Annotated in this window: 10 protein-coding genes; 7 read left to right on the forward strand and 3 right to left on the reverse strand. The window is 45.4% G+C overall.

The window, feature by feature from the left end; translation table 11 throughout:
• Positions 1-84 precede the first annotated feature (84 nt).
• A complete protein-coding gene (locus Q4Q52_RS06565; RefSeq protein ID WP_012088673.1) occupies positions 85-1,029 on the reverse strand; it encodes a porin in 945 nt (314 codons plus the stop codon).
• Positions 1,030-1,320: 291 nt separating this feature from the next.
• Here Q4Q52_RS06565 and rdgC point away from each other — a divergent pair, with 291 nt between their 5' ends.
• Complete coding sequence (gene rdgC / locus Q4Q52_RS06570) at positions 1,321-2,235, forward strand: recombination-associated protein RdgC (RefSeq protein WP_006085165.1); 915 nt, start codon at positions 1,321-1,323, stop codon at positions 2,233-2,235.
• Positions 2,236-2,402: 167 nt separating this feature from the next.
• Here the strand turns inward: rdgC and Q4Q52_RS06575 are convergent, their stop codons facing one another.
• Complete coding sequence (locus Q4Q52_RS06575) at positions 2,403-4,220, reverse strand: PDZ domain-containing protein (RefSeq protein ID WP_311990144.1); 1,818 nt, start codon at positions 4,218-4,220, stop codon at positions 2,403-2,405.
• A gap of 134 nt (positions 4,221-4,354) precedes the next feature.
• Between Q4Q52_RS06575 and Q4Q52_RS06580 the strand changes: the two genes are divergently transcribed.
• The 5 genes from Q4Q52_RS06580 to Q4Q52_RS06600 all read left to right on the forward strand — a co-directional run bounded on the left by Q4Q52_RS06580 (position 4,355) and on the right by Q4Q52_RS06600 (position 10,980).
• Positions 4,355-6,517: a tetratricopeptide repeat protein gene (locus tag Q4Q52_RS06580; RefSeq protein WP_311990145.1), complete on the forward strand. Its 2,163-nt coding sequence runs from the start codon at positions 4,355-4,357 to the stop codon at positions 6,515-6,517.
• Between the two features lie 151 nt (positions 6,518-6,668).
• Complete coding sequence (locus tag Q4Q52_RS06585; protein ID WP_311990146.1) at positions 6,669-8,225, forward strand: diguanylate cyclase; 1,557 nt, start codon at positions 6,669-6,671, stop codon at positions 8,223-8,225.
• 56 nt (positions 8,226-8,281) lie between these two features.
• Complete coding sequence (gene ppnN / locus Q4Q52_RS06590) at positions 8,282-9,637, forward strand: nucleotide 5'-monophosphate nucleosidase PpnN (RefSeq protein WP_300480011.1); 1,356 nt, start codon at positions 8,282-8,284, stop codon at positions 9,635-9,637.
• Between the two features lie 21 nt (positions 9,638-9,658).
• Complete coding sequence (gene xni, locus Q4Q52_RS06595; protein ID WP_071939126.1) at positions 9,659-10,447, forward strand: flap endonuclease Xni; 789 nt, start codon at positions 9,659-9,661, stop codon at positions 10,445-10,447.
• Between the two features lie 110 nt (positions 10,448-10,557).
• Positions 10,558-10,980 (forward strand): DUF3192 domain-containing protein, encoded by a 423-nt coding sequence (locus Q4Q52_RS06600; protein WP_311990147.1) that lies wholly within the window; start codon positions 10,558-10,560, stop codon positions 10,978-10,980.
• Positions 10,981-11,111: 131 nt separating this feature from the next.
• On the opposite strand, the gene Q4Q52_RS06605 is transcribed toward Q4Q52_RS06600, so the two are convergent.
• Entirely contained in the window at positions 11,112-13,946 is a 2,835-nt protein-coding gene (locus Q4Q52_RS06605) for a prolyl oligopeptidase family serine peptidase (protein ID WP_311990148.1), read from the reverse strand.
• Between the two features lie 254 nt (positions 13,947-14,200).
• On the opposite strand from Q4Q52_RS06605, the gene Q4Q52_RS06610 reads away from it, so the two are divergent.
• On the forward strand, positions 14,201-15,208 hold the full coding sequence (locus tag Q4Q52_RS06610) for an isocitrate dehydrogenase (RefSeq protein ID WP_006080893.1): 1,008 nt from the start codon (positions 14,201-14,203) through the stop codon (positions 15,206-15,208).
• Positions 15,209-15,449 lie beyond the last annotated feature (241 nt).

Genomic DNA, 15,449 nt, shown 5'->3' on the forward strand with positions numbered 1-15,449 from the left:
GTCATAATAAGTTTATATAACTGTTTGTTTATAGCAATAAAAAAGGAGGCAATATGCCTCCTTAATTGAATCTTAATACTGGATTTAGAATTTGTGTTCTAAGCCAACACCGATATATTTGTCATCATCAGTAGACGCTTCTAACGAACGATTGGTGTAGAAAGCGAAGACTTTAGTAGGTTTAGCCAGTGCATAATCAGCACCTACTGACCATGAATCACCTTTGTCTTCCATGTCTTGATATTGTGCTTTCAAAGTAACAGCATCGATATCGTAAGCGGCACTGAACAGGTAACCATTAACGCTATCGGTCGTTACAGGCAGCGCGTTTTTATAAGTTTCTTCCTGTTGTTGGTACATACCGCCTAAAGTTAAATTAGCGATTTTACCTTGAACCGATGCACGCAGGATTTCATAACCTTTCACATCTGAGTCATAAGCTATAGCAGCATAGATAGGTGATTTTTTCAGTTTAGCGTCACCGTACATAGCGGCTAAGCTGAAACCATCTTGACCCTGTTGGTCAGCATCACCTTCAGCAGCATAAGTCGCACCGAATACAAAACCGCTGATTGATGGAGATAAGTAAGTCGCAGTTTGACCTAAACGGTTGTCGCCTTTGAACAGGCTTTTTAAGTCGCCAGATAAATCGTTGAATTGGTCAACGTTACCTTGAGAGATTTTTAACAGCGTGTCGTTACGACCAACTGAGAACGAACCGAATGCGCCTTTTAGGCCAACAAATTGGTTACGAGCTTTAAAGTTGTCGCTAGTCGCAGCACCTGTATCAACTTCGTATTCAACTGTGTAGAACGCTTCCAGCGAGCTAGACAGTTCGAAATTACCCTTCACACCAAAACGAGAAGCATTACTTTGAATAGTTGTTGTAGCATCACCTTTCTCATCATTTGATTGAGCGGTGACATTCAACTTACCATAAACAGTCAGTGGCTCAGCGGCATAAGCTGAAGCCAGAGTTGCAGAAGCTAGCGCAGAAGCAAGTAGAGTTTTACAAAAAACGTTCATCATTTAATCCTTTCGACGTTATGTTCGTCTTGGTTATTGGTTTGGAACGACCGAAAGTGTGCAATGAATGTGTTTCAGTTTTATTTCAATTGTGACTGTTTAGTGCGCAAGGTAAAAAAGCTGACGCTAAGCTTGGTGCTAAACCCAGTAAAGATGGGGCCTACAGCCGAGTTAATTCTTATGTTACAGTTTAATGAATTCTGATTAGCCACTAGAAATTAGCTGTCGAACACAGGTTTACCCCGCCCAAACTATGCCGTAAACTGCCACTTTAATTTTCAATGAGCGCCTCTTATGTGGTTTAAAAATCTTACTCTTTATCGTTTCAATAAACCTTTTGCCGTCGAAACCGAAGCGCTAGAAACTGCGTTGGCCGATTTCACTTTCTCCCCGTGCTCAAGCCAAGATGTCAGTAAATTTGGTTTCTCAAATGCGTTAGGCAAAAAAGGCAGTTCTTTGGTACACAGCGCCGACAATCGCCATCTGATCTGTGTGACTAAAGAAGAGAAAATCCTCCCAGGCCAAGTCGTCAAAGAAGCCCTAGAAGAAAAAGTCGCCCTCATTGAAGATGAAGAAAATCGTAAGATGGCGAAAAAAGAAAAAGATGCGCTAAAAGATGAAATCATCACAAGTTTACTGCCACGCGCTTTCTCACGCCGCAGCCAGACTCACGCACTGATATTGCCAGAACTGGAAATGATCCTTGTCGACAGTTCAAGCGCCACTAAGGCCGAAGAGTTGTTAGCACTCCTACGCAAAGCACTCGGTAGTCTGCCAGTGATCCCATTGAGCTTTAAAGCGCCAGTCGAATCCAATTTAACCGAATGGTTAAAACTTGGCAGCGCGCCATTACCTTTTGAAATGCAAGATGAAGCTGAACTTAAATCCGAAGCGGATGAAGGTGGTATTGTGCGTTTCAAGCAGCAGGATTTAAAAGAAGACGAAGTATTAGCTCACCTCGCAACAGGCAAGCAAGTCCACAAGTTAGCACTGCATTTCGGCCAATCGATTGCACTATTATTACAATCGGATGCCAGCGTTAAACGCCTTAAATTCTCAGAAGAATTTAGAGCAGGTAACGATGAAGTCGGCACTGATGACCCTATGGCACGTTTAGATGCAGACTTTGCCTTAATGGGCAGCGAGTTAGTCGCCTTGATGCATGCGCTCGTGGCTGCACTTGGTGGACTCGAAGAAGCGCAAGTTTAAGCTGAACTAAATCTAAACTAAATTAGCGACTCACTCATATTCTTCTCGGATGAGCGAGTTGAAATAACAAAAGGCGCAACTTCTAAATGAGGGTGCGCCTTTTTTATATCTACTAAACGCCTAAGATTAAGGCATTCGGCTTAATCGCAAGTCGAATACCCTTAGCTTTAGTCATTGGTTTTAGACACTAACCCACCTTTATTATCAAACGGCCAATCAATGCCTAACCAAGCCTTGAAGAAGGCTTTTTGCTGTTTAGTCGCTTTCGCATCGCCCTTAAACACTAGCTTACCGCTTTGCTGTTCACTAAGGGTGAGCTTAACTTGCTTGATTTTATCGTTGCTGAATGATGTTACTTCAATGCTATCGCCAGCCTTAAAGTCGTTTATGCGCTTATCAAAACCTGCAGCCGTCACCTTAAGACCATTAATCGCTAATACTTCATCCCCCGCAACAATCCCCGCTTGCCATGCAGGGCCATTACGCAGCACTTGCTCTAACACTAAAGAGCCATGGACGCTGCTTAACGTCATGCCGGCAAATGCCTGGGCTTTTGAATCTTTACCATAGGACAAAACTAACCCAGCCTGCGATAACAACTCAGGGAAATCTAAACTCATCGGGCTATTCACGTTTGCCTGCCACCAAGGCGCATAATCTTTGCCGGATAAATCCTTTAGGATATGCTGCACATCACTAACCCCATAGCCCTTTGGCACACGGTGATCTTGATATAAACGGCGATGCACATCGCGGTATGAATGCTTGAGTTTCGTATCCTGCAGCAGCGAGAAATCTAACGCCAAAGAGGTTAAGTAACCCTCAGAATAAATATTCACACTGTGATTAAGCGCATAATCGCCGCCCGTACTGCTCCACTCTCCAGCACTCGCCTCGGCGACTGATTGGGTTTCACGCCCTGGAGTAAGCTGGTTTTTCTCCACGCGTTTAGCTAAGTCTTCGAGGAACTCTTTAGGCGTCATCACCCCAGCACGCAGCAGTAACTGACCTTGGAAATAACTGGTAGAGCCTTCGGCCATCCACAGTAATTCCGTCATGTTTTCATGTTGATAATCGTAGGGCACGAGTCCCGCAGGACGATAAGCCTTTACGTTCCAAGTATGGATAAACTCATGGGATGCAGTGCTAATAAAGCGCAGGTAATCCTTGCGTTCACGAAAACTAAAACGCGGCAATTGGATAACCGTAGAATTTAAATGTTCTGTCGCGCCACTGGTGCCGCTAGTGGCGTGCACCATATACACATAACGATCAAAGGGATAATCATCCCAAATCGCCTTTGCTTGACCACTTAATGCCGTTAAATCCTTAACGACTTTATCGGCGTCATAGTTACCTTCACCCCAAAATACTAACTCATAGTTTTTGCCATTAGCACTAAATTGCTTATGAGTACTCACACCGGTTTCGATAGGGGAATCAATTAACACATCGTAATTTTGTGCGATAAAAGAATGCGCTGGCGTGCCAGAAGCCATACCGGAGTAACTTTGCCACGTTTCAGGAACGTTCAATTGAACCGATACAGGCTCAGAGCGAAATTGCGGGCTATACATGAACACGCCGCTGGCATCTAAATACGCGTGGCTCGCATCAATATGGCGAACCCTTTGGCCTAATTCATTAGCATACAACTGATAACTAACCGTCACGCTGGTTGGCTGCGTGAGCGCGACTTGCCATTCACCGCTCGCCGTACGTTTCCATGGGAGTTCATGACCTTGATTGTCTTTAGCGCTAAATAAACGCACACCGTCAGCCAAAGGCAATACTTGATATTTACCCGTACGCCACACTGGCAGATTGACCGTAAAATCGCTGGTCTTCACTTCAGGAAAAGTCACATTCACTTGAGCGATATGATGCTCGGGTTTAACGAGGTCGATTTGATATTTCACCTCGGCCAATACTTGGCCAGAAAATAATGCACTTAATATCAAGATTGATAATCTGTTGGGTTTCACTCTTGCTTCCTTCTGTTATTATGCTTCTTATGATTTTTCCAAGTATAACAAGTCGATGTAGCATCCTCATTAGGCGCTAACAAAAGCTAACAAAATAAGTTCCTTGACTTAAGGAATGAGGAATCACAGTTCAAATGCAAAAACTCACGGTTATTTTATTTACTTTGTTGCTGTCACTACCTTTTAGCGTTCAAAGCCGAGATCTCGAAGCTGATGAGGTGGAGTTAAGAGAATCGCCACAGCAAATGTATGATGTGCTCAACAAATCCATTTCCTTCCCCCTTGCGTTCCAAAACCGTGACCAATTTGAGCGTGCAGCCCAAGAACAAGGCTACAGCCCAATCGAATTTGAACAGATTTTGTATCTGCTGACTCGGCTGAATATGGAGCCGAACGTGAAAACTAAGGTCGGTTTTCAAGACGCAAAAAGCTTGATTGAACTCTTATCTACTGCGGCGCAATCGCCCTACGAACTTGCTATGGTCGCCATGTTGAATGGTCGTTACCTTGGCCGTACCGAACAGAAATATCAAGAAGCGATTGGCCTATATAATGAAGCGCTCACCCGCATTAACGACAGTTATGACATCGAAGCATTGATTCTTAAGCACAATATTCATGAGCACTTAGGCGGCTTACATTTATTGATCCGCCAAGAAGTACCGGCGTTGATGCACTTCCATACATACCGCGACATTGCTTATAAGCTCAGAAACGATTACTTAATCGCGGCGGCTGAAGCAAGACTGGGGTTCTATTACAATTTTAATCAGCAGCTCACCAAATCATTGCAGCATTACAGTGAAGCGATTCGGATCTCCAATCGTTCTAATTACCCGGCGATGAAAACCAATCTGCAATTACAACTTTCTAAGGTATATCGCGATTTAAAGCAGTGGGATGAAGCCCTTAAAAATGCCCACGAAGCCGCTGCCGGTTTTAAAAAAATGGGCAATGACACCTATCTTTCAAGCTGTATGACAGTAATCGCTATGGTGTATGGCGAACAAGGGGATTGGAATAAAGCGATTGATTACTACCTTAATGCCCAGCAATTAGATGCCAAACGCGGTAACTATATTGCCCAAGGCCTTAATTTCCACAATCTTGGGCAAGCCTACTCAAATATTAATGACAATGTTAACGCCCTAAAATATTTACTGATGGCCAATCAAATATTCAAAGAAAAACAAAGCCATCACTATCAGGTTTATAACGAACTCTTAATTGGCGAAATCGCACAAACCAACCAAGATTGGCCGCTAATGATGACCCATGCCGACATCGCATTGGCATTGGCTATCGACTTAAAACTCGTCAATGAACAAAAAGCTGCCCTCACACTGATTGCCTCGGCGTCGCAAAAATTAGGGGAATTAACCAAAACCATCGATGCCCAAACCCGTATCATAGAGCTAGGTAACACCCTTGCAGAGAAAGAGAAAGACTCACCAGTGTCGACCTCAGCCCTTGCGGAGCAACAGCTCAAACTTGAGCTCAACATGGTTCAGGGAAAACTTGCCGAGACAGTGAAGGAAAGCAACAGCACCCACACGCTACTGCTCATCTGCTGCCTGATTGCCGGACTCTTACTTCTGGTGATTGCGTATATGTTGCATCATCGCCGCAAAATCTCGGCAATAAACGCCGCATTAACCCAACTGAGCCTACAGGAGCCCTTCACCCATAACTTAGGCTATGCGGCGCTATTAGCGCACTTAAGCTATAATCAAACTCAAGCGGCGACGACTGCCCTAGGGATTATCGCCTTCCCCGCCCAGCTCACGACCGATCTCGACTATGGCCAATATTTTAGTGATGCAGTAACGGCGCAACTGGCCACTCATCTAACCGATGCGCTCGCAGCACCTGTGTATGTGATACGCCAAGGGGTATTTGCAGTGCGTTTCACCCAGGCCGTTGAGCCAACGCACGTGCTCAGTCAGATACGCCAAAAACTCGACCAACAGCACATCGTCCATTATTTCCGTCTTGGTTTTGCCAACTTGCCACTGTTAGCGAAATCAGAAATCAAAATGGCCGCGAAATTAAAGTTCGAAACCGTGCAGATGGCGCTCGCCTGTGCCCGCAGTTTAGAGGGCAATAACGATTATTTTGTCGCCCTCAGAGCACTCGATTTTGTCCCTCTAAGCTTATTTGCCAATCCGTTATTTTTACACCTTGAAAAAGGCATTGAGCGCGGGTTAATCAGATTAGATACCAATGGAAATAAAGAGGATGTTCGCTGGCCTTGCTGGGAAAATAACCAAGATAGGCAATTACTGGAAAATATTTGATCAATATCAGCAATTAATCACAGAGTCATAGGTAAATCGCATTTGCACTCTACGCCCAGTGTTATAACATTAGTATCATATGAGTTAACAGCTAATCTGGACATTGGATCGTCATGTTTTTTAGCCTTGCAGAGTTAGGACAACACTCAGAATGAAGGATTCGAGCGCTACCGTTTCACAACTTGCCTTGCTGCAACAGAAACTTCATTCGGCCAAACTAGCCCTCGATGAAGTCAATGAAGACAGAAACGCAAAGTTACAGACATTACTGCAATTTATTGGTCACTTAAGCCTCGCCTGTAAAGGGCAAAATCTTGAGCTAGATAATAAACTCGCCAAACTTCGCCATAACTTAAATACGTTTGAGCGAGTCGATGAGGAGTTGCCAGAATTAGTCGATGTCGAGCGCCTGTTAAAAGGCCAATATCACCATGTGATGGTACAACTCGAAGAGAGTCGTGCGGGTTTGTCACAGGTGATCCGTCAGATCCAACGCGTTAACTCTGCACCTGAAAAACTCAAAAAAGAAGTCAATTACTTCAAACAAGATCTGGCTAAACCTTTCCACACAGTTTGGGAATATATTCCTAAAGTTAAGCAAATCATCGGCTTCTACGAAACCATATTACAGCTACAATTTAACGAATCTGAAAAACTCGATGTCTTGCCAAAACACAGGCAGCTAGCCCATGAGCTGGCGCAGATGATTTCGGAAATCGAGTTTCGTAAAGATCAGCGTGACCAAGTCTTAGTGATCAAAGAAGTGCTCTCTTCTGAGATTGAAGTAGACAGCTTGCTCGAAGCCTACCAAACCATTTTAGCGTTATTGCTTGATAACATCGCCCGCGAGAAATCGGCATCGCAAGAGTTTTTGTTTGCTCTAAACGATGCCTTAGCCGCAGTGCGTGAAGTGGTCAGTGAATCTTACAACCACAATCAACGCAGCTTCCAACTCAAGACCCAGTTAAATCGTGAGATCAACACCCGCGTCGATAACGCCGGTGAAATCATTATCGATGTCGAAGATGTCGTCGATCTTAAAGCCCAATTAACTGAGCAACTTAACTCCATTCGTTCGGCATTGGCCCGTAAAGAAGCCTTAGAGCAAAGAGAACAGGCCTTACTGCGTAAATCAATGGAAACAATGCGCAAAGAGCTTAATGAATTAAGTAACGAGGCCAATACCTACAAAGAGCGATTGTTTGAACAACAAAAACTCAACTTGCTCGATAGCTTAACTCAATTGCCTAACCGTGCCGCGTTAGAAGAGCGCATGGATTTGGAATACCGCAACTATCAACGGCATAAATCTCCACTTTGGGTGGCGGTTGCCGATATTGACCACTTCAAAACCATCAACGACAGCTTTGGCCATAGCACGGGTGATAAAACCTTGCAGGTGATTGCAATGGCATTGAAAAACTCACTACGAGATACCGAATTTGTGGCCCGTTATGGCGGCGAAGAATTTGTCCTGTTATTACCTGATGTCGCACCTGCTGATATCGCTCAACTTTTAAACAGAGTGCGCGAGAAAGTAAAAAATATTCCATTTAAATTTAAAAATCAGAGAATTACAGTTACAGTATCTATAGGGGCTGCGCAAGTTATGGGAAGTGAGCTCATACATGAGACCTTCGAACGCGCCGATGCAGCACTCTATAAAGCGAAACACGAAAGCAGAGACAGGGTTGTGATTGACGTATAATTGAGCCCCACTATACGTCTCCTCTAATCACTCCTGTCATGACGAAGGAGTGATAAATGATAGTAAAAGTCAGCCCTAAGGGCAGCATGGATCAGCTTTCGCAACTTGAAGTTGATCGCCTCAAAAAAAGTGCCAAAAGCGCACTATATCAACTGTACCGCAACTGCTCCTTAGCAGTACTTGCTGCGGGTTTAAAAACCGACAACTCTAAAGCCCTATTCGAGCAATACCATGATTTCGACATCCACGTCCTGCAGCGGGAACGCGGTGTTAAATTAGAATTGGTCAATCCCCCTGAACAAGCTTTTGTCGATGGCCAAATAATCACCGGCATTCAAGAACATCTGTTCTCAGTCTTACGCGACATCCTTTACATCAGCGACAGATACGACTCGCTCAAACACATTAATCTGACCAACGCCCACCATATCACCAATGTGGTATTTGATATTTTGCGTAACGCGCGGGCGATTGCCCCCATGAAAGACCCTAACGTCGTCGTCTGTTGGGGCGGGCACAGTATTAATGCCATCGAATACCAATATACCCGCGAGGTAGGTTATCAACTTGGCCTGAGGGAATTGGACATTTGTACTGGCTGTGGTCCTGGCGCGATGGAAGGCCCGATGAAAGGCGCGGCTATAGGTCATGCCAAACAAAGGATTAAAAATGCCCGTTATATTGGTTTAACTGAGCCGAGTATTATTGCCGCCGAGCCACCGAATCAAATCGTCAATGAACTGGTGATTTTACCCGATATTGAAAAACGCCTCGAAGCCTTCGTGCGTTTAGGTCACGGCATTATTATCTTCCCAGGTGGTGCTGGCACGGCGGAAGAGTTGCTCTATATCTTGGGTATCTTACTCAACGAAGAAAATCAAGAAACCCCTTTCCCGCTGATCCTCACAGGCCCCACGGAAAGCGCCGATTACTTCATTAAGATTGATGAGTTTATTGCCTCAACCTTGGGCCCAGAAGCTCAGAAGAAGTACCAAATCATCATAGATAATCCCACTGAAGTGGCGCGTATCATGAAGAAAAGCATGGAGCAGGTTAAAGCCTATCGCCGCTCAACGGGTGATGCTTACCAATATCAGTGGGCACTGAAGATTGAATCTGAATTCCAGTTACCTTTTGTCCCGAGCCACGAGGTGATGGCAAACTTGGATTTGCACTTCCAAACCAATAAAGCCGAGCTTGCCGCCAACCTGCGCAAAGCGTTTTCGGGTATAGTGGCGGGTAACGTCAAGTCGGAAACAATCAAGCACATAGAGCGCGATGGTCCCTTCCAATTGAAGGGCGATCCTAAACTCATGGATATGATGGATAAGCTCTTGAGTGCATTTGTGCAACAGCAGAGAATGAAGCTTCCCGGAAGCGCTTATATTCCTTGCTACCAAATAGTGAAATAGAGAGCGAAACAACGACACCCCATGAACAAGTTTTTAATCATCGATGGTCTCAACTTGGTTCGCCGCATCTACGCGGCGATCCCCGATGAAACAGATATGCAAAGCCTCACAGAGCGCGTCAGTTCGGCGTGCACTAAACTGCTGCGGGTGCATCGCCCTACCCATGTGGCTATCGTGTGGGACGGTGATGAAATCTCATGGCGTAAACAGCTTTATCCCGATTACAAAAAAGGCCGTAAACCTATGCCAGAACCACTGGCGCAGGGTTTAGTTGCGCTGCAAGACCATTTAACCGCAATGCACATTGGCTCTATTTATGCCGCCGCGGAGGCCGATGATGTGATTGCGACACTGGCGATAAAAACCGCCAAAGCGCAAGGTGAAGCCATAATTGTGTCCACCGACAAAGGTTTTAGTCAGCTTAATCATCGCCAAATCAGTCAATGGGATCACTTTAATCAGCAGTACCTCGATATTGCGGCGTTAGAACAAAAACTGGGTGTTGAGCGCAGCCAGTTTCTCGACTTGATGGCATTAGCGGGCGACAGCGGTAATAAAATTCCTGGTATTGCGGGCATAGGCCCTAAGTCGGCAGCCGAGTTATTGAAAACCTTTAGAAGCTTACCGACCTTGTTCTCCTCCTTATCTAACCTAGGCGCTAAGCAAGCGAAGAAGCTCGCTGAAGGCAAAGAGATGGCAAGGCTGAGCTATAAGCTGGCGCAGTTACAAACAGACCTGCCACTCAATATCAACTTGAAAGACTTTCGCGTGATTGACTCCCCACCTGAAAAAACCATCAATCAAGACTAAACTTCTGTTAATACAAAGTTGCAATTAACGCATTTACCTTAGCGCAACAAAAGCGTATTTTATGGACGTGCTTAAGTGACTCATTTAATGAGGTAAAGGAATAACTATAAATGAAATCAAAAGTTTCAGTAATTATTGGTAGTATTTTTGCCGCCTACGTCGCCTTTGTCGCTGTGGTTGTACTGGTTTATGAACCAACGCCAGAAGACATGAATTGGGAGGACAGACAGGCTTATAACAGCCAGAAGATAAACGATTTAACCTTAGGGCAAAATATCGGTTCAGTAAAAGAATTGCTCGGTAAGGCCGACTTTTCAGAGGCAAAAGCCGTCAAGGAAGCCAAGTTACAGGTGCTCTTTTATCGCACTCACCATGAGAAATCAGACGGTGTGACGACCAAAGAGGAATGTACCCCGCTTATTTTTGAAAATGATAAGTTGATTGCTTGGGGCCAAGATACCTATAAGCAATACCTCGATGCGGGCACAGACACTGTGCTCACTTCCGCCCACGAGACATTGAGCAGTAAATAAATACGACTGACAACTAAATAAAAACGCCACCTAATCGGTGGCGTTTTTATTTTCATAATTAACCAACTGAACGTCTTAGTGACAGCATACCTAGGTCACTCAGTGCGATAGCAATAAGCTAAACCAGTCACTTATTCATCATCAGCCTTGTACTCGACATAGGCTTCGCCTTTGCTGAGCCATTCTGGCGCGGGTTTACCCTTCAGATAATGGTCGAAATACTGCATCATGCGAATGCTGTAATCGAGCTTATTCGGGTACTTTTTCAAGTGATGCGGCTCATCCTCATATTGTAAGAACACCACATCTTTACCCGCACGGCGCATGGCCAAGTACATTTCAACACCTTGTTCCCAAGGCACCGCATCGTCCTTATCACCAAACATGATCATCAAAGGCGTTTGAATACGGTCAGCGTAAAATACTGGTGAGTTTTCAATGTACTTTTGTGGCGCGGCAAATAAACTCGCGCCAATACGGCTCTGTCCCGTTTCATACTGGAACTGACGCGCAATACCCGTACCATGGCGAATGCCACTGTAGGCGCTGGTCATGTTCGATACCGGCGCACCCGCGACCGCCGCCTTAAACATCTTAGTTTGAGTGATGGCAAACGCCGTTTGATAACCACTCCAAGAATGACCTTGCAGACCAATAGCATCGGGATCGGCAATACCCATCTCAATCAGCTTTTGCACGCCTGAGGTGAGCGCTTGCACCGAACTCGCGCCGGGGTAACCAATTTCAAAGCGAATATCAGGCAGGAACACCGCATAGCCATTGTTGATATACCAAGCAAAATTAGGTCTGTGGTTAATGTTCATCTGCGGGAAGGCGTGCAGTCTATCCGTCATAAAGCGATAGTAATAAACCAACACAGGAACGCGCTGACCCACTTGATAATTGGTCGGCTTGATCAGCACGCCATCTAATGGCTTACCATCGCCATTCGTCCAGTGAACTAACTCGGCTTTGCTCCAGTTAAACGCTTGGCGTTGCTTATCTAAATCCGTTTGCTTAAGCGCATTTTGCGGGGCGCTATAGTTAGCGGTATACAAGTCGGGGAATAAGTCGAAACGCTCCTTAGAAAACACGATAGTGTCTGCGTCTTTACTGCGTCCTAACACAATCAACTTATACTCGCCTTGCATCAGCGTTTTCACGCCCGCTGCGCCGAGCGTCGCTTGGTAGAAGCCATCGGCCTTAGTTTTATCGCTATAACCGTGGAGTAACACAGTGGCGTTATAGGCAAGCTCAGTCGGTTCATCGGGATTATCGACTAAGCCCTCAAGACGATATTGAATTTTCTGGGTGCGCCCTTTACCTGCGGTTAAGGCAAAACCCGCCTTAGATTCAGTATTAAACTGCCAGACATCGTATTTATCGTAAACCAAGAACCCAGCGTCATCTTTCAGCCAAGGGCCAAAACCGTATCCCGGCGCACTCGATGGATAGTCATGGTCTTCATCGGCAAAGCTGACCTTTAATGATCTTGTCAGGTTAGTGCGATGAGCCTCAGCAATATCATAAAGATACACATTACCTTGCTGATAATAAGCTACATACTTGCCGTTACCCGACAAACTTGGCTCGGCATCGCTCGGCTGCTGAGTCAAAAAAGGCACCTTACTGCCAGTGTTAATGTCGACCAGATAATAGTCTTGATAGAAGCCCGCCCACGTCGCCATCTTGCGATAGGGCAAATCTGAACTCGCCAACATAAAGCGCTTATGTTGTGAAATGGTCACATCTGGAACAGTTTTATCGCCAAGCTGCACCACGTTATTTGAGCCTAAATGCAATACCGCAAGGTAAGTGCGTTTTTGCTCATCCTCATATTGCTTGATTTCGTGAGGTTTAATCCGTGGGTCGTTACCATGCCACACCTTAAGCCCGCGCTGTCCAGTAACAATATCGGCATCGAACAGGTCTTTTTCTTCGGTGATTTTCTGCAAACTAAGCTGCTGGCTCACCTCTGGCACGCGGCCGAAGAACAGCCGTTCGCTATCCAATGAGAAGCTTAAACTTGTGTAGCGATTAAGTTTCCACTCAGGTGACTCAGGAGTTTTGCTGATTTTACCCGATTGCAAATCGACCAACGATAACTGATAGCTGCGACCATAGGGTAACTCGCTATCTTTGCCCTGCGTAAACGCTAGCCAACGACTATTTTTAGCCAGCGCTAACGCACCAACCTGTTGGCTAGGCGAGTCGAAGACAACGGTTTTTTGGTGGGTACGTAAATCCACTAACTGCAATTGATGCTGTTTATTGGCGATATCGTTCACCGCTAACGCAAGTCGATGGCTCGCCTTATCAAACACATAACCTGTCACTTGCTCAACATCGATGCGCTTAGTTTGACCGTCTAAACTAAGCAAAGTAAAACGGCGGCCTTGGTCAAACTTATCAACCTTTGGCTTATCGGCTTTCGCAGGAGTTTGTGTGCCGGCTTCAGCGAGTTTTTCGATGGCTTTAGGCTCAGCATCTTTTTTAGACTCTTCATCGGCCTCAAACCACATTGCCAAATGTTTACCGTCATCACTGAACACAAATTCCTTCACGCGCTCAAAGCGGGTTTGAGTGCCCGTTTGGGTATCGAGTAATACCATGTCAGATTTGAGTTTTTTCTTCGCCTTGGCGTCACTCGTTTCACGCGTGAGCAAACTCGGTTTGACCACCACAGCCACAAAGCGTCCATCGTGACTCACTAAAGGATCTGACCCACCCGCAATTTGATAACTTTGCTGCGACAGCACATTTTTCACAATGACGTGACTATCCCCGCGATCGGGCGCAGACTCGACCGCGATAACTTGGCCCTTATCTGCGATAACCGGTTTTTCAAGGGACTCAAAGTGCATGATGTCTGTGAGGGTGAGCGGTTTAGTGCTGGTTTCAGCCTGCACTGCAGGCAATATTCCAAGGGATAACAGCACCAGAGATGTGATAGGGATTAACTTCAATGTCTTCCTCTTTTATATATTTGTTAGACTAAAGTAGACTTTTTTAACCATTGGCTCTCCATCATGGTGAGAACCCAGTATTTTTACAAGTTATACCACATAAAAAATCGTGATATTGCTCACTATTTCCTGTGAAGTTTGACCAAAGATGGTTAAAATAATAGGCAGAAAAAATACCAAATTCATAGTCCTGCTATCCAGTTAACGCTGGGGCAGACAATTGCAGTAACGACGAACCGTGGAAGGACTTCTCCATGTCAAAAAGAACGATAACCGTAATTCCAGGTGATGGAATTGGCCCAAGTATTATTGATTCAGCCTTAAAAATTCTCGATAAAGCGGGCTGTGATTTTGAATATGAATTTGCCGATGCCGGCCTGACTGCACTCGAAAAGCAAGGCGAGTTACTGCCACCGCGCACCTTAGAATTAATCGAAAAAAACCGTATCACACTGAAAGGTCCACTGACGACGCCAGTAGGTGAAGGCTTTACCTCTATCAACGTGACTTTACGTAAAAAATTCGGCCTGTACGCTAACGTACGCCCAGTGATTTCTTTCAAAGGCACTCAAGCTCGTTACGAAAATATCGATATCATCACTGTGCGCGAAAACACTGAAGGCATGTATTCTGGCTATGGCCAAAAAGTGTCTGAAGATGGTTTGACGGCAGAAGCGACCAGTATCGTGACTCGCCAAGGTGCCGAGCAAATCGCCACTTTTGCCTACGAACTAGCTCGCAAAGAAAACCGTAAGAAAGTCACTATCGTGCACAAAGCCAACATCATGAAGTCAACATCAGGCCTGTTCCTGAAAGTGGCCCGTGAAGTGAGCCTACGTTACCCAGACATCAAGACTGAAGAAATGATCGTCGATGCAACGTGCATGAAGTTAGTGATGAACCCAGAAAACTTCGATGTGATCGTAACGACCAACCTGTTCGGTGACATTTTATCGGATCTATGTGCCGGTTTAGTCGGTGGTTTAGGTATGGCACCAGGCGCAAACATTGGCCGTGATGCTGCGATTTTCGAAGCCGTTCACGGTAGTGCACCGGATATCGCTGGTAAAAACCTCGCGAACCCAACCTCAGTAATTTTAGCCTCTATCCAGATGCTGGAATATTTAGGTATGGCTGACAAAGCTGAGCAAATCCGTAAAGCGGTATCTGCAGTGATCGAAGAAGGCGACCGTACCACTCGCGATTTAGGCGGCACTCACGGCACGACTGACTTCACTCAAGCGGTTCTTGAGCGTCTGTGATCTCAATGCTGAGCGCGTTTAAGGCGAGTCTATAACGCGCTTGTTCAAGCAAAAGCTTAAAAGAAGCAAGCGCTTGAAACTCAAATGAGTAAATACGAAAAAGCCCCGAAGTTTCCTTTGGGGCTTTTTGTTATCTGGCTTTTAAACCTGCATGACTTTAAAACTGCGTAGCTTTAAACTTGCGTAGTTTTTAAAGCCGCCTAACGATTAGCGTGATTGCGACAGCAAGATCAACGCAGGT

The organism is Shewanella sp. SP1S2-4 (assembly GCF_031932075.1).
In the GTDB taxonomy this organism is placed as follows: Bacteria; Pseudomonadota; Gammaproteobacteria; order Enterobacterales; family Shewanellaceae; genus Shewanella; species Shewanella baltica.